Consider the following 14441-nt stretch of genomic DNA (forward strand, 5'->3'; position numbering starts at 1 on the left):
TCGGGGTGGGGTGGTCAGAGGACCTTGTCGAGGAACGAACGGGTGCGGGCGTGCTGGGGGTGGTCGAGCACCTGCGCGGGCGGGCCCTGCTCGACGATCCGGCCGCTGTCCATGAACACGACCGTGTCGGCCAGCTCGCGGGCGAAGGCGATCTCGTGCGTGACGACGACGAGGGTCGTGCCGCTGTGCGCGAGGTCCTTGATGACGTCGAGGACCTCGCCCACGAGCTCCGGGTCCAGCGCGGACGTCGGCTCGTCGAAGAGGAGGACCTCGGGCTTGGTGGCGAGCGCCCGGGCGATGGCGACGCGCTGCTGCTGACCGCCCGACAGCTGCCGGGGTCGGGCGTCGGCCTTGTCGGACAGCCCGACGCGTTCGAGCAGCTCGCGCGCCTCGGCCTCGACCTCGCGCCGCGGGCGGCCCTGGGCGTGCACCGGCGCCTCGACCAGGTTCTCCAGCACGGTCAGGTGCGGGAACAGGTTGAAGCTCTGGAACACGAAGCCGATCCGGGTGCGCTGCCGCAGGACGTCCTTCTCGCGCAGCTCGCGCAGGGTGTCACCGCGGCGCTCGTAGCCGACGACCTCGCCGCCGACCGCCACGAACCCGCGGTCCACGCGCTCGAGGTGGTTGATGATCCGCAGCAGCGTCGACTTGCCGGAGCCCGACGGGCCGATGACGACCGTGACCTCTCCCGGCTGGACCACGAGGTCGATGCCGGCGAGCACCTCGAGCGTGCCGTAGGACTTGTGCACGCCGTGCACCTCGACCAGACCCGCGCTCATCGGTCGCCCCCCGTCCGGAACAGGTGGCCGGCGCCGAGCGTCGAGCGCACCGCGTAGCTGGGCGGGACGCTCGCCGGCAGCGGACGCCCGGTCACCTTGCTCGCGGCGGCCAGCACCGACCAGCGCAGCCGCTGCACCGGCGTCGGCGGCAGCGTGCGCAGGGCACCCTTCGCGTAGTGCCGCTCCAGGTAGTACTGCCCGACGGTGAGCACCGTGGTGACGATCAAGTACCAGATCGCCGCGACCAGCAGCAGCGGGACCACCTTGAGGTTGCGGCCGTAGATCACGCCGACCGTGTAGAACAGCTCGCCGTACGCCAGCACGTAGACCACCGACGTGCCCTTGACCAAGCCGATGATCTCGTTGATCGACGTCGGCACGATCGTCCGCATGGCCTGCGGGAGCACGATGCGCAGCTGCTGGCGGGAGCGCGGGATGCCGAGCGCGGCAGCGGCCTCGTGCTGGCCCTGGTCGACGCCGAGGATGCCGGCGCGGACGATCTCGGCGGAGTACGCGGCCTGCGAGAGCCCGAGACCGAGCACGGCGGCGCCGAACTTGCCGACGATCGACAGGGTGTCCACCTCGGTGAACGCCGGTCCGAACGGGATGCCGAACGAGATCTCCGGGTACAGGTACGCGAGGTTGTACCAGAGCAGGAGCTGGAGGATCAGCGGCACCGAGCGGAACACCCAGGTGTATCCCCACGCGACGCTGCGCAGCAGCGGAGAGCGCGACAGCCGCATCAGGGCGAGCACGGTCCCCAGACCGAACCCGATGACGGCGGCGGCGAACGTCAGGCGCAGGGTCCCCCACAGGCCGGACAGGACCGACGGCCAGGTCAGGTACTGCGTCACCACCGACCACTGCCACCGGTCGTTGGTCACCAACGAGCTGACGACCATCGCGAGCAGCACCGCGACGACGGCCGTGGCGAGCCAGCGCCCCGGGTGCCTGCTCGGGACGACGCGCAGGCCGGCGAGCGTCGCCGCGTCACCGCTGCGCTCGGGCTGGACCGGCGGCGGTGCCAGCAGGCGGGACTCGTCCTGGAAGACGCTCATGAGGTCGCCTCCAGCCACTTCTCGAACGGCAGCGGTCCGGTCGCCTCGGCCGCCGGGTCGAACAGCGGCGTGTACCCGGCGCGCAGGTACAGGCCGACGGCCTCCGGCTGCCGCGGCCCGGTGGTCAGGTACAGCCGCGGGTAGCCCAGGTCCGAGGCGCGCTGCTCGAGCTCGGCGACGACCCGCGCGGCAAGGCCACGGCGGCGGTGCGCGTGATGCGTCCAGATCCGCTTGAGCTCGGCGGTGGGGACCGTCGGGAGCCCGGCCTCGTCACGCCCCTCGGCCCGAGGTCGACGCGCTGAGTCGCCCAGCTCGGGCTCGACGCGGCGACGGAACGCCCCGCCCGCCACCGGCTCCCCGTCCTCGAGCAGCAGGACGAGCGCGCCGTCGGGCGCCGCGAACTCGGCCGCCGGGTAGTGCTCCAGCTCGTCGCGGATCTGGTCGACGGCCAGGATGCCCTGGTACCGGGTGGCGTACTCGTACGCCAGCTCGTCCAGCAGCGGGCGCACCAGCGGGTCGGCGAGGTCGGTCCAGCGGACCGTCAGGGTGGAGGCCGGCGCGGTCACGACGCACGCCCGCGCGGGTCGCGCTCGCCGGCGGTCACCGCGAACGGCAGGTGGTTGCCCTCGACGGGTGCCGGGCACGTCCCGAAGTCGCTGAACGCGTACGGCAGGTTGACCGTGCGGTTGAGGTCGACCCGCAGCGTGCCGGCTGCGCGGTCGGCCACGTCGACGCTGACCACGCGCCACGGCGCCAGGTCCTCGGCCTCGTCGCTGAACAGGACGGTGACCGACCCCGGGTTGTGGCCACCGGACACCCGCAAGGTGTGCTGCACACCGTCGCGCTCGACGTCGATCTCGCCCACGAGCCGCACGTGGTGCACGAGCCCGTGCTGCGCCGCACCGACCGTCACCTCGACGGGCTCGTCGTACCAGCGCACCGGCACGTCGACCACCCAGGAGGGGTCGTACGGGTGCGTCGGGACGCCGTTGAAGCCCGTGCGCGCCGCGGCGCGCGGGTCGCGGACCCGCAGGTACAGCCGGCCGGTCCGGCGGACCAGCTCGACGACGAGGCGGTCCTCGTCGTCGCGGCCTGCCGGCACGTACGCCGCCACCAGCGTCGACAGGCCCTCGCCGACCGTCCGCCGCCAGCTCCCCACGAGCGCCTCGCGCGACTGCGGGTCGGTCACGGCGTCGGCGGCGTCGGTCTCGACCAGCGCGTCGGCGCCGTCGGTCGACCACTGGCCCGGGAACCCCGGGATCGAGCGCGGTGTCGCGGTCAGCGCGTACAGACCGACCGGGCTGAGCCAGCCGTGCGGCTGGCGCAGGACGTCCTCGCGGTCGCTGCGCCAGCGCAGCAGGTCGGCGGTCGGGTCGATGGCGAGCGTGGTCATCGGGTGCTCCTCTCGAGCGGTGCGGCGGTGAGGACGGGAAGATCGGCACGCCGGCCGGGGATCGCCCCGACCAGCTCGGCGGTGTACGGGTCCTGCGGGTGGTCGAACACGTCGGCGGTAGGCCCGACCTCGACCAACCGGCCGTCGTGCAGGACCCCGACCCGGTCGGCCACCTGGCGCACGACGGCGAGGTCGTGCGAGATGAACAGGTAGGTCAGCGCGCGGTCGCGTCGCAGCCGGTCGAGCAGCGCCAGGATCTGCGCCTGGACGGAGACGTCCAGCGCGCTGGTCGGCTCGTCGAGCACCAGCAGGTCCGGCTCGAGCGCCAGCGCACGGGCGATCGCCACCCGCTGCCGCTGGCCGCCCGACAGCTCGCCGGGACGACGCGACGCGTACGCCGCACCGAGGGCGACCTGCTCGAGCAGCTCGACCACGCGGTCCCGCCGCTGCGAGCGGGAACCCACGCGGTGCGACCGCAGGGGCTCGTCGATGATCTTCGCGACCGTGAACCGCGGGTCCAGCGACGCGAACGGGTTCTGGTGCACCAGCTGCGACCGGCGGCGCAGGAGCGCGCGGCCGGCGGCGTCCACGACCGGTGCGCCGTCCAGCAGCACGGTCCCGGAGTCCGGCGTGGTGAGCTGCAGCACCAGCCGGGCGATCGTCGACTTGCCCGAGCCGGACTCGCCCACCAGGCCGAACGCGCCTCCGCGCGGCACCGAGAAACTCACGTCGTCGACGGCCTGGACCGTGCGACCGGCGTGACCGGGCAGGCGGAACGTCTTGCTGACCGACAGGACGTCGAGCAGCGGCGATGCCCCCACGGACGGCGCCCGCGGAGCAACCCGCTCGCGGACCGCGAGCTGCGGAGCGGCCGCCAGCAGGGACCGGGTGTACGGGTGGCTGGGCGCGCCGAGCACCTGCGCGGTGAGCCCCTCCTCGACGATCTCGCCGTCCTTCATGACCACGACCCGGTCGGCGCGGTCAGCCGCCACCGCCAGGTCGTGCGTGATGAACAGGACGGCCGACCCGGTGCGCGCGGTGAGGTCGTCGAAGAGGTCGAGCACACGGCTCTGCACCGTGACGTCGAGCGCGCTGGTGGGCTCGTCGGCGATCACCAGGGACGGTTCGAGAGCGAGCGCGATGCCGATGAGCACGCGCTGCCGCATGCCGCCGGACAGCTCGTGCGGGTACTGGCGGGCACGCGCCTCGGGGTCGCTCAGCCCGACCGACCGCAGGATCTCGACGGCCTGCTGCGCAGCGGCGGCCCGACGCACCCGGCCGTGGATGCGCAGCACCTCCGCCACCTGGTCACCGATCCGGGCCACGGGGTTGAGCGCGATGCCCGGGTCCTGCGGCACCAGGCCGATCCGCGCGCCACGCACCTGCTGCCACGCCTTGGGGGGCAGACCGACCAGCTCGCCGTCGTGCAGCCGGACGCTGCCACCGACCACGCGACCGCCGCCGGCGAGCAGGCCGACCACCGCGTGCGCGGTCGTCGACTTGCCGGAGCCGGACTCGCCGACCAGCGCGACGACCTCGCCGGCGTGCACGTCGAAGCTCACGCCGCGCACGGCCTGGACGGCATGGCCCCGACCCTCGTACTCGACGACCAGGTCGCGAACCTGCAGGACAGGAGCGCTCATCGGTGCGTCCTCCCTTCGAGGAGGCGACCGAGCCGGTTGGCGGCCAGGACGAGGGCGGCGATGACGAGACCGGGCAGGGTGGTGAACCACCACGCGACGGAGAGGTAGTTGCGCCCCTCGGCAACCAGGGAGCCCCACTCGGGCGTGGGCGGCACGGCGCCGAACCCGAGGAAGCTGAGCGACGACACGGCCAGCACGATCACGCCGAGCTGCACGGTGGCCAGCACCAGGATCGGAGCGGCCGCGTTCGGCAGCACGTGCCGGGCGAGCACCGCCGAGCGGCGCGCACCGGCGAGGACGGCCGCCTCGACGTAGGTCGTCGTGCGCACCCGCAGGACCTCGGAACGCATGACGCGGGCGAACGTCGCCACCTCCGCGACCCCGACGGCGATCGCGACCTTGAGCGTCCCGAACCCGAGCGCGGTGACGACCGCGAGCGAGAGCAGCAGGCCGGGGATCGCCAGGAGCACGTCGGTGGTCCGCATGAGCACGGCGTCGACCGCTCCCCCGAGGTAGCCGGCGACGAGCCCGACCAGAGCACCCACGGCGAGGCCCAGACCGAGCGCCAGCAGCGCGGCCTGCAACGAGAGTCCGGTGCCGTGCACGGTGCGGGCGTACAGGTCGCGGCCCAGGTTGTCGGTGCCGAACCAGTGCTCCGCGCTCGGTGCGCTGAGCTTGTCGGCGGGCACGCCCACGAGCGGGTCCGCCGCCGTGAACAGGCCCGGCACGAGCGCCCAGCCCAGGATGACGAGCACGACGGCGAACGACGCGAGCACCCCGGGCGTCGCCAGGGGGTGGCGTCGGCGGCGGCCCGGTACCGGACGTGCCAGGACCACGCTGGGCGCCGCGACGGCGGCCGGAGCCTGCGAGACGAGTGTCATGACGGTTCCTTCCCTGGTCAGGCCGTGGCGGGGATTCGGGCGATCCGCGGGTCGAGTGCCGGGTAGGCGAGGTCGACGACGAGGTTGACGACGACGAACACGAGCGCGCCCACGACGACGACGCCCTGCACGACGGGGATGTCCTGCGCGCGGACCGCCTTCTCCACCAGCCCGCCGAACCCGGCCCGCGAGAACACCGTCTCGACCACCACGGCGCCGGCCAGCAGGTTGCCGACGGCGATGCCGAGCAGCGTCAGTGCCGGCAGGGCCGCGTTGCGGGTGACGTGCCGCCACTGCACCCGCCCCCGGCTGGCGCCCTTGGCCAGCGCGGTCTCCACGTAGGGCGCGTCCCAGGCGGTCCGCATGGACCGGGCCAGGACCTGCGCGACGACCGCGGAGAGCGGGATCGCGAGCGTGACCGCCGGCAGCACCAGGCTCGGGAAGCCCTGGTTGCCGACCGCAGGGAACAGCGGGAGCCGGAACGAGAACAGCTGCAGGAGCAGCAGGCCGATCCAGAACGTCGGCATCGAGACGCCCAGAGGCGGCAGCGCGAGCAACGCACCGCGCAGTCGCGTCGACCGCGACCACGAGGAGACCGCCGCGATCGTGCCCCCGAGCAGCAGCGCGATCCCCAGGGCGAAGCTGGTCAGCGCGAGCGTCTGCGGGAACGCGTCGGCGAGCAGCTGCGACACGGGGGCGCCGGAGCTCACCGAGACGCCCAGGTCACCGGTCACCGCCCGCCCGAGCAGCACCAGGTACTGCTCGAGCGGCGGGCGGTCGAACCCGTAGCGGGCGCTCAGCTCGGCCACCTGCGCCGGGTCGACGGTGCCGCCCGGGTTGGCCGCGTCGAGCATGATGCTCACCGGGTCGCTCGGCAGCAGGTAGAGCACCGCGAACGAGACCGTGAACGCCGCCCAGAGCACCAGGACCGCGGCGCCGAGCCGGCGCAGGACGTACCCCGTCACTGGTCGGCACCGATCCAGGTGTCGTGGAACAGCAGCCGGGACGACGCGTCGAACGCGAGGCCGTGCACGTCGGCGCCGATGCCGATGGACTGCGCGAGCTCGAACAGCGGGATCGCCAGACCCTCGTCGAGGATCGTCTGCTGTGCGGTCGCCAGGTCGTCGTTGCGCTTCGCCGGGTCGCCCTGCGCCAGCTGGGCGTCGAGCAGCGGGTCCAGGACGGTGTCCGCGGGCCGCTTGTTGATGTTGCGGAACTTCGACGAGAACTGCGTCCGCAGGATGTCGCCGTCGGCGCGCGTGACGTTGTAGTAGTAGGTGTCGTAGTCGCCGGCCGCGAGAGCCGCCTGCTGCTCCGCGGGCGTCTGCTGTCGCACCTGGAGGTCGACGCCGACGGCCTTGAGCTGCTGCTGCGTGAGCTCGAGCACCGCCTGGCTGCCCGTGAACAGCGGCGCGTAGACGACGTCGAACGACAGCCTCTCGCCGCCCTTCTCCCGGATCCCGTCCGCACCGAGCGTCCAGCCGGCGTCGTCGAGCGCGTCCGCGGCACCGTCCTGGTCGAACGCCAGCTCGTCGGACAGGTCCACGTAGCCGGGCGTCGTGCTGGCGAGCACGCTGGTGGCCGGCTTGAACGCCTCGCTGAGCACGGTGTCCACCAGCTCCTGGCGGTTGATCGCCACCTGCACGGCGGCCCGCACGTCCGGGTCGGCCAGCGGGCCGGCGGTCACGTTCGGCTGGAGCACGAAGGCGACACCCGGGTTGGTGCGCGTCAGCACCGCACCGCCCGAACCCTCGACCTGCGGCACGTCCTGCGGCAGCACGTCGCCCACGGCGTCGAACTGGTCGGAGGCCAGCCCGCCGGACCGCACCCCGGACTCGGGCACGATCGAGAAGTCGATCTGGTCGAGGTACGCCTCACCGGGGTTCTCGGAGACGTCCGACGGCCACGCGTACCCGTCGCGGCGCACGATCGTCGCGCCCTGGTCCTGCGTGTACTCCTCCAGCTCGAAGGGTCCCGAGCCGACGACCGCGCCCTGGAGACGCGCCGCCGGGTCCGTCGTGGCGGTCGCGTCGGACAGGATCGCCAGCGACACGGTCGAGGACGCCTGCAGGAACTGCGCGTTGGGCGTCGCGAAGGCCACCGTGACCGTGTGCTCGTCGTCGACGGTCGTCGCCTGGTAGCCCGAGAGGTAGGACCCGGCCAGCGGTGCGGAAGCGGCGAGAGGGCCGACGAGGGCGTCGAAGTTTGCCTTCACGGTCGTCGCGGTCAGCGGCGTGCCGTCCGAGAACGTCACGTCGTCGCGCAGGTGGAAGGTGAAGTGCGTCAGGTCGTCGCTGACCTCCCAGCTCTCCGCGAGCCACGGCACGATCTCGCCGGTCTCGGGGTCCTGGTCGGTCAGGGAGTCGGCCAGCTGGCGGGCGATGTAGATGCTCACGTTGGAGCCGACCTGGTGCGGGTCGACACCGCTGGGCGAGGCGCCGAGCGCGAAGCGCAGCGTGCCACCGGGCGTCGCGACTGCCTCCTCGGCGGTGGCAGACCCGGTCGGGTCCGCGGCCGGCGGGTTGCCCGAGCTGCAGGCGGTCAGCAGGAGTGCGGGGACGACGAGCGTGGTCAGGAGCGCGGAGCGGGCACGGGTCGAGCGGAGCATCGCGAAAGGTCCTTCGTTCAGGGGTGGGTGAGGGTAGGGGGACGATCAGCCGACGAGGGCGCGGTCGGCGTGCGAGCCGGTGGCGCGGGGTGCCGGGCGGGTCAGGCCGAGGTGGTCGCGCAGCGTGGAGCCCTCGTACTCGGTGCGGAACGAGCCGCGCTCCTGGAGCAGCGGGACCACCTGGTCGAACACGTCGTCCAGGCCGGCGGGCGTCAGGTGCGGCACGAGGATGAAGCCGTCCGACGCGTCCTCCTGGACGTGCCGGTCGATGGCGTCCGCGACCTGCGTGGCCGTGCCGACGAACCCGCCGCGCGACGTCACCTCGATGACGAGCCGACGGATCGACCAGCCGTTCGCGTCGGCCTGCTCGCGCCACGCCGCCGCGATCGTGCGCGGGTCCTTGACGTGCCGCACCCGGCCCCGGGTGATGTCGAGGTTGTCGACGTCCGGCTCGATCCGCGGCAGCGGACCCTCAGGGTCGTGGTCGGTGAGGTCCCTGCCCCAGACCTGCTCGAGGAACGCGATCGCCGTGGGTCCGGGCACCTGCTGGAGCCGGATCTCGTGCGACCGCTCGGCCGCCTCCTGCGCGGTCGCGCCGAGCACGACCGTGGTCGCGGGAAGGATGAGCAGCTCGTCCGCGGTCCGGCGGTGGGCCGCGAGGCGACCCTTCACGTCGGCGAAGAACGCCTGCCCCGCCTCGAACGTCGAGTGCGCCGAGAAGACGACGTCCGCGGTGGCCGCCGCGAAGTCGCGACCGTCCGCCGAGTCGCCGGCCTGGAACAGCACCGGGTGACCCTGCGGTCCGCGCGGCGTGGTGAACTCGCCGCGCACCTGGAAGTGCGGGCCGTCGTGGCGCACCTCGCGCACGGATCCGGGCCGCACGAACTGCCCGGTGCTCGCGTGCGCGATCACCGCGTCGTCGTCCCACGAGTCCCACAGCGCCCGGGCCACCTCGACCAGCTCGGCGGCCCGCTCGTAGCGCTGCTCGTACGGCAGGAACCCGCCGCGGCGGAAGTTCTCCCCGGTGAACGCGTCCGAGCTGGTCACCAGGTTCCACGCGGCGCGCCCGCCGGACAGGATGTCGAGCGTCGCGAACTGGCGGGCCAGCTCCCACGGCTCGTTGAACGTGGTGTTGATCGTGCCCGCCAGCCCGATCCGGTCCGTGACCGCGGCGAGCGCGGCGAGCACGGGCAGCGTGTCGGGCCGGCCGACGACGTCGAGGTCGTGGATCTGCCCCTTGTGCTCGCGCAGGCGCAGGCCCTCGGCGAGGAAGAAGAAGTCGAACCGGGCGGCCTCGGCGCGGCGTGCGAGGTGCTCGAACGACGCGAAGTCGATCTGGCTTCCGGAGCGGGGGTCGCTCCAGACGGTGGTGTTGTTGACGCCGGGGAAGTGTGCGCCGAGGTGGACCTGCTTGCGGGGGGTGGTCATCGCGCGGCTCAGGCGATCGCGGCGTAGCGGTTGGCCGGGTGGACGAGGCCCAGCTGGTCGCGGAGCGTCGGCCCGTTGTACTGCTCGCGGAACGCCCGCGCGGTGCGCAGCATCGGGACGACATCGTCGACCAGCACGTCCAGGTCGGTGTGCAGCGAGGAGGGCCGCACGACGAACCCGTCGACGGCGCCGATCTCCCACCAGGCCAGGAACGTGTCGGTCAGCTCGCGGGCGGTACCGACGTGGGTGAGCGAGTCGGTGTCCCACCGGACGCCCTCGAGCTCCGTGAGCAGGTCGAGGCGGGCGCGCGCGCTCGCCTGGTCCGGACCTGTCACGACGAACGCGTCGGCGAGGACCCGCAGGTCGCCGGGCTCGCGGCCGGCCGCGGCGGCAGCGGCACGCAGCCGCAGTCGCAGGTCGAGCGCCTCGTCACGGCTCGTGGCGCTGATCCGCACCACGTCGGCGTGCCGGGCGGCGAGGCCGAACGACTCGTCGGAGCCGACCCGCACCACGATCGGCGGCTGACCCTGCGGGGGTCGCGGGGTGATCGACGGGCCCTTGACGGCGAAGTGCACGCCGTCGTGCTCGACGTAGTGGAGCTTCGCGCGGTCGACGTAGCGGTGCGTCGCCTCGTCGCGGATCTCCGCGTCGTCCTCCCAGCTGTCCCAGAGCGCCGAGACCACCTCGACGGCCTCCTCGGCCTCGGCCACCGCAGCGGCCTCGGACGGCGCCGCCCCGCGACCGAAGTGGCTCGCGTCCTGCTCGCCGTGCTCGGCCGAGGACCAGCCGAGCTGCCAGCCCGCGCGTCCGCCGCTGACGTGGTCGATCGTCGCGATCGCCTTGGACACGTGGAACGGCTCGGTGTGCGTCGTCGCGACGGTCGGCACCAGTCCGATGCCCTGGGACCGGGGCGCCAGCCGCGCCGCGACGAGTGCGGCGTCGAGCCGACCCCGCAAGGTCGTGGACCGGGTGGGCTGCAGCGAGAACGAGTCGTCGATGACGACGAGGTCCAGCGTCCCTCGCTGGGCGGTGTCGACCAGGTGCTGGAGCCGTTCGGCGTCGAACGGGCGCTGGGCCTGGGAGCCATGGGTGCGCCAGGCGGCGGGGTGGGCGCCGGCGTCGCTGAGGTCGACGCCGAGGTGCAGGGGCCGGGGGGAAGACGTGGGGCGTGCCATGGGAGTCCGTTCATGAGTCGCGGACGCGCCGCGCGCACAGAGGTGCGACGGACGGTGCGTGGGGGTGCGTGCGGGGTCGAGCGCGCGAGACGGCGGGGCCGTCGATCGCGTGGCCCGTCAGCGGCCGGTCAGGCCGTGGGACGTGTCAGCGACAACAGGTGCCGAGCGCGCCGGAACCGGCGCCGGGACAGCCGGAGGACAGGCGAGAGAGGCCGCCGGGTACCGCAGCGGGCTGTCCGTCCGTGCTCATCGTGCGTCCCTTCATGCCCGCCTGGCGGGCGCTGCGTCGTTGTCGGGCACGAGCTGCTGCTCGTGCAGGACCAGGTCGTCACCCGGGGCACCCCACACGCAGGAGGGTTGCCATCCAGCGAGCCGGGGCTTGTCGCTGGAATTCATGACCTAACAGGTCGGGAAAGTAAACATAAACAGCGGGCGCGTCAACGTTCCGACGAGAAAGTCCAGATGGTGGGACTGGGCGTCCCGCCAGGTGGTGGAAGAATGGGCGGGTGCCTCTGACGATCACCCGCGACGACCCGACCGCACCCGACGTGCTGGCCCTGCTCGGTGAGCACCTCACGGACATGTACGCGACCTCGCCCGCCGAGTCGGTGCACGCGCTCGACCCGACGGCGCTCGCCGCACCCGGCATCATGTTCTGGTCCGCCCGCGACGACGCCGGCGTGCTGCTCGGGTGCGTGGCGCTCAAGGAGCTCGGACCGGCGGACGGCGAGCTCAAGTCGATGCGGACCACCACCGCGGCCCGCGGCCAGGGGGTCGGCGCCGCGATGCTCGCGCACGTCCTCACCGACGCGGCCGAACGAGGCACCCGCACCGTGCACCTGGAGACCGGCACCGAGGACTACTTCGCCCCCGCCCGCCACCTGTACGAACGCGCCGGGTTCGTCGAGTGCCCACCGTTCGCCGACTACGTCCTCGACCCGCACAGCGTCTTCTACCGGTTGACGCTCAGCGCGCCAGCCGCGCCCGCCACCGCTCCCACGGCGGCGCAACCCGCCAGTTGAGCCGCAGCGTGCGCCACGCACGGTCGAACCTGCGGACCCTCTGCGCATGCCCGCGCAGGGAGCGAGCGGACACCCCCACCCGCAGCGACGGGTCGAACCGGATCCGCCGCCCGGGTCCGAGGGCGAATGCGAGGTCGAGGTCGTCGTGCACCTCCGGGTCGAGCCGGCTCACGCGCGAGCGGACGGCCAGCCACGCGTCCCGGCGCATCGCCATCGACGACCCCCACAGCGCGGTGTGGCCCAGGGCGAGGTGCGCCAGGACGTAGTAGGCGCCCAGGTACGCGCCCGAGACACCCGCCCGCAGCACCACCGGGAGATCGAAGAACTGCCCCGAGCCCGTCACGGCGTCGAGGTGCGGGTCCGCGCCCATCGCGGCGACGATCCGCTCCACCCACCGCTCGTCCGGTCGCGAGTCGGCGTCGAGCCGCGCGATCACGTCACCGCGAGCGCTGTCGTACCCGGTCGCCGCGGCGGCGGGGATGCCGATCCGCGGTTCGGGGACCACCCGCGCGCCCCATGCTGCGGCGACCGCGGCGGAGTCGTCGGCCGAGCCGTTGTCGACGACGACCACCTCCCAGGGCGCGACCGTCTGCCGGCTGAGCCGCGCGAGACAGGCTGCCAGCTCGACCGCGTCGTCGCGGACGGGGATGACCACCGAGACGGTCGTCGCGGGCGCGGTGCTCATGGACGTCCGGCCACGACGACGGCTGCCACGGCACTGCCGGCCAGGCCTGCGAGGAGGTCCCCCATGGTGTCGGGGTACCCCACCTGGATGTTCCGGTCGAGCCACGCGTTGCCCGCCCACTCCCCCACCTCCCAGAGCACCGACAGCACCGCTCCGATGCCGACGACGAGCACCGCGGTCTCGCCGCGTGGGCGGCCCGTGCCGATGACGCGCCAGGTCTGCAGGGCCCGGAGGCTGAGCACCGCGATGAGGCCCGTCGCGACGGCGTGCACGACGACGTCCAGCCAGCCGACGGCCACGTACCAGTCGAGCTGCGCGGCCCAGGCGGCGAACAGGATCGTGCTGCAGTACGCGACGTCGAGCACCGCCGGGGCGCCGATCGCCCGCGGCACCATCGTCCCGCCGAGCACGAGCAAGAAGAGCGCTGTCGCGACGGAGCCGGACCACCAGGTGCCGACGACGACGCTGACGAGCGCGAGCACGCGCACGACGTCGCCCGGCACCAGCGGCACGCCGTGCACGGTCGCGGCTGTCATGAGGGGGTGACGAAGCCGATCGCCTTGTGGCTGCCGTCGCAGAACGGTGCGATGGCCGACGTCCCGCACCGGCACAGCGCGACGGTCCGCCGGTGCCGCTCGATGGGCTTGCCGTCGGCGTCCACCAGCTCCACGTCCCCACGCACGAGGAGCGGACCGTTCGGGCACGCCTCGATCGTGGCCGGCTGCGGCGAGCGGCCGGTCACGGCGCACGCAGCGAGGAGGCGCCGGCCGACCACGCGTCGAGCAGGTGCCGTCCCACGAGCTCGTCGAGGTAGAGGCAGGCGGCGGCACCGAAGAGGATGTCGCCCACCAGGTCGGGCTCCTGCTCCGCGAGCCGTCCCGCCAGGTCCCGGCCGGCGATCTGCTCGTGCACCGCGTCGGCCTCGACGTGCTCGTCGAAGTAGTCGGTGGTGCCCTCGTCGTGCCCGAGCCGGCGGAACCCGTCCCCGTAGAGGCGGTTCGGCAGCGACGACGTCATCTCGAAGGCCGCGAGGTGCCCGGCGATCGCCCCGCGCCAGCGACGGTGCAGGCCGAACAGCGACATGACGTTGAGGGCTGCGATCGTGACGGCCGGAAGCCGGTCGACGTAGTACCCGTACTCGTCGACGAGCCCGGCGCCGCGCATCGTGCAGGCGAACAGCGCGCTGTGCATGCGGTCGGGCCGACCGCCGCCGTACTCGTCGGACTGGACCTCGACCATCGCCGCCTTCGGCGCCCCGGTCAGCCGCGGGATGGCCCACGTGTGCGGGTCGGCCTCCATGAGCGTGTACAGCGACCGGTGGACGAGGAACTCCTCGGCCTGCGTCGCGTCGGCCGACCTGCTGACGTAGCGGGCGACGCTCGGCCCGGGCACCGGGGCCGTCATCGCGAACAGTGCGGCCGCGACAGCCTCGAGCTCAGGAGCCGTCGGCGCCGGGACCGGCACCTGGTCGAGGAGGGCCGACTCGAACGCGTCCTCCAGCACGCGCCGGAGGCGGAGCAGGTCCGGGTCCCACTCCCACGCGTCGTCCACGCCGTCGAACCCGCGGTAGTGCAGGGCGTAGAGCGTCCAGAGCGTCAGCTGCAGGTCGTCGTCCGTGATCGGGTCGGTGGTCGTCGCGGCGTCGCGCCAGCGGGTGAGCACCTCCTCGTCGACCGCGTCCGTGTCTCGCGGTGGGTGGACGAGGAGGTCGGTCAGGGACGCCCCGAGGGGGCCCCGTGGTGCGGGCAGCTTCATGGTCGAGATCCGTC

15 protein-coding genes and 1 riboswitch are annotated in these 14441 nt (G+C 73.3%); of the genes, 1 reads left to right on the plus strand and 14 read right to left on the minus strand.

Annotated features, from left to right (window positions below; genetic code table 11):
- Positions 1–14: 14 nt before the first annotated feature.
- The 10 genes from J2X26_RS15515 to J2X26_RS15560 are packed head-to-tail and all read right to left on the minus strand — an operon-like array spanning position 15 to position 10965.
- Positions 15–779, minus strand: coding sequence for an amino acid ABC transporter ATP-binding protein (locus J2X26_RS15515; RefSeq protein WP_307493606.1), 765 nt, complete (start codon positions 777–779; stop codon positions 15–17).
- Positions 776–1837 carry an amino acid ABC transporter permease gene (locus J2X26_RS15520; protein ID WP_307493607.1) on the minus strand — a complete coding sequence of 354 codons (1062 nt, stop codon included), beginning with the start codon at positions 1835–1837 and terminating at the stop codon, positions 776–778. Before J2X26_RS15520 ends, J2X26_RS15515 begins: the two co-directional genes overlap by 4 nt.
- On the minus strand, positions 1834–2403 hold the full coding sequence (locus J2X26_RS15525; RefSeq protein WP_307493608.1) for a GNAT family N-acetyltransferase: 570 nt from the start codon (positions 2401–2403) through the stop codon (positions 1834–1836). The genes J2X26_RS15520 and J2X26_RS15525 overlap by 4 nt, the downstream gene beginning before the upstream one ends.
- Positions 2400–3230: a DUF1684 domain-containing protein gene (locus J2X26_RS15530; protein WP_307493609.1), complete on the minus strand. Its 831-nt coding sequence runs from the start codon at positions 3228–3230 to the stop codon at positions 2400–2402. The genes J2X26_RS15525 and J2X26_RS15530 overlap by 4 nt, the downstream gene beginning before the upstream one ends.
- Positions 3227–4873: a dipeptide ABC transporter ATP-binding protein gene (locus tag J2X26_RS15535; RefSeq protein WP_307493610.1), complete on the minus strand. Its 1647-nt coding sequence runs from the start codon at positions 4871–4873 to the stop codon at positions 3227–3229. Before J2X26_RS15535 ends, J2X26_RS15530 begins: the two co-directional genes overlap by 4 nt.
- Positions 4870–5754, minus strand: a complete 885-nt coding sequence (locus J2X26_RS15540; protein WP_307493611.1) for an ABC transporter permease — start codon at positions 5752–5754, stop codon at positions 4870–4872. The genes J2X26_RS15535 and J2X26_RS15540 overlap by 4 nt, the downstream gene beginning before the upstream one ends.
- 17 nt (positions 5755–5771) lie before the next feature.
- Positions 5772–6719, minus strand: coding sequence for an ABC transporter permease (locus J2X26_RS15545; RefSeq protein ID WP_307493612.1), 948 nt, complete (start codon positions 6717–6719; stop codon positions 5772–5774).
- The gene (locus J2X26_RS15550) at positions 6716–8362 is read right to left on the minus strand and encodes an ABC transporter substrate-binding protein (protein WP_307493613.1); all 1647 of its coding nucleotides are present in this window, start codon (positions 8360–8362) and stop codon (positions 6716–6718) included. The genes J2X26_RS15545 and J2X26_RS15550 overlap by 4 nt, the downstream gene beginning before the upstream one ends.
- 45 nt (positions 8363–8407) lie before the next feature.
- Entirely contained in the window at positions 8408–9790 is a 1383-nt protein-coding gene (locus J2X26_RS15555) for an NtaA/DmoA family FMN-dependent monooxygenase (RefSeq protein WP_307493614.1), read from the minus strand.
- Between the two features lie 8 nt (positions 9791–9798).
- Positions 9799–10965: an LLM class flavin-dependent oxidoreductase gene (locus J2X26_RS15560; protein WP_307493615.1), complete on the minus strand. Its 1167-nt coding sequence runs from the start codon at positions 10963–10965 to the stop codon at positions 9799–9801.
- Positions 10966–11245: 280 nt separating this feature from the next.
- Positions 11246–11365, minus strand: a riboswitch (SAM riboswitch).
- 106 nt (positions 11366–11471) lie between these two features.
- Here J2X26_RS15560 and J2X26_RS15565 point away from each other — a divergent pair.
- A complete protein-coding gene (locus J2X26_RS15565; protein ID WP_307493616.1) occupies positions 11472–11987 on the plus strand; it encodes a GNAT family N-acetyltransferase in 516 nt (171 codons plus the stop codon).
- On the opposite strand, the gene J2X26_RS15570 is transcribed toward J2X26_RS15565, so the two are convergent.
- Genes J2X26_RS15570 through J2X26_RS15585 form a run of 4 tightly spaced genes read right to left on the minus strand, consistent with a single transcriptional unit; the run spans position 11932 to position 14427 of the window.
- On the minus strand, positions 11932–12672 hold the full coding sequence (locus J2X26_RS15570) for a glycosyltransferase family 2 protein (protein ID WP_307493617.1): 741 nt from the start codon (positions 12670–12672) through the stop codon (positions 11932–11934). The two genes, J2X26_RS15565 and J2X26_RS15570, sit on opposite strands and share 56 nt — an antisense overlap.
- Entirely contained in the window at positions 12669–13208 is a 540-nt protein-coding gene (locus tag J2X26_RS15575) for a hypothetical protein (protein ID WP_307493618.1), read from the minus strand. Before J2X26_RS15575 ends, J2X26_RS15570 begins: the two co-directional genes overlap by 4 nt.
- Positions 13205–13414 carry a CDGSH iron-sulfur domain-containing protein gene (locus J2X26_RS15580; protein WP_307493619.1) on the minus strand — a complete coding sequence of 70 codons (210 nt, stop codon included), beginning with the start codon at positions 13412–13414 and terminating at the stop codon, positions 13205–13207. Before J2X26_RS15580 ends, J2X26_RS15575 begins: the two co-directional genes overlap by 4 nt.
- Positions 13411–14427, minus strand: coding sequence for an iron-containing redox enzyme family protein (locus tag J2X26_RS15585; protein ID WP_307493620.1), 1017 nt, complete (start codon positions 14425–14427; stop codon positions 13411–13413). Before J2X26_RS15585 ends, J2X26_RS15580 begins: the two co-directional genes overlap by 4 nt.
- Positions 14428–14441: the final 14 nt, after the last annotated feature.

This window comes from Cellulomonas humilata (assembly GCF_030814415.1).
Taxonomy (GTDB): domain Bacteria; phylum Actinomycetota; class Actinomycetes; order Actinomycetales; family Cellulomonadaceae; genus Cellulomonas; species Cellulomonas humilata_A.

Bases quoted from the DNA above. Each gene is read 5' to 3' on its own strand.
- J2X26_RS15535 (WP_307493610.1), bottom strand. From the start codon at position 4,873: ATGAGCGCTCCTGTCCTGCAGGTTCGCGACCTGGTCGTCGAGTACGAG.
- J2X26_RS15530 (WP_307493609.1), bottom strand. From the start codon at position 3,230: ATGACCACGCTCGCCATCGACCCGACCGCCGACCTGCTGCGCTGGCGC.
- J2X26_RS15570 (WP_307493617.1), bottom strand. From the start codon at position 12,672: ATGAGCACCGCGCCCGCGACGACCGTCTCGGTGGTCATCCCCGTCCGC.
- J2X26_RS15540 (WP_307493611.1), bottom strand. From the start codon at position 5,754: ATGACACTCGTCTCGCAGGCTCCGGCCGCCGTCGCGGCGCCCAGCGTG.
- J2X26_RS15520 (WP_307493607.1), bottom strand. From the start codon at position 1,837: ATGAGCGTCTTCCAGGACGAGTCCCGCCTGCTGGCACCGCCGCCGGTC.
- J2X26_RS15550 (WP_307493613.1), bottom strand. From the start codon at position 8,362: ATGCTCCGCTCGACCCGTGCCCGCTCCGCGCTCCTGACCACGCTCGTC.
- J2X26_RS15585 (WP_307493620.1), bottom strand. From the start codon at position 14,427: ATGAAGCTGCCCGCACCACGGGGCCCCCTCGGGGCGTCCCTGACCGAC.
- J2X26_RS15555 (WP_307493614.1), bottom strand. From the start codon at position 9,790: ATGACCACCCCCCGCAAGCAGGTCCACCTCGGCGCACACTTCCCCGGC.
- J2X26_RS15575 (WP_307493618.1), bottom strand. From the start codon at position 13,208: ATGACAGCCGCGACCGTGCACGGCGTGCCGCTGGTGCCGGGCGACGTC.
- J2X26_RS15515 (WP_307493606.1), bottom strand. From the start codon at position 779: ATGAGCGCGGGTCTGGTCGAGGTGCACGGCGTGCACAAGTCCTACGGC.
- J2X26_RS15560 (WP_307493615.1), bottom strand. From the start codon at position 10,965: ATGGCACGCCCCACGTCTTCCCCCCGGCCCCTGCACCTCGGCGTCGAC.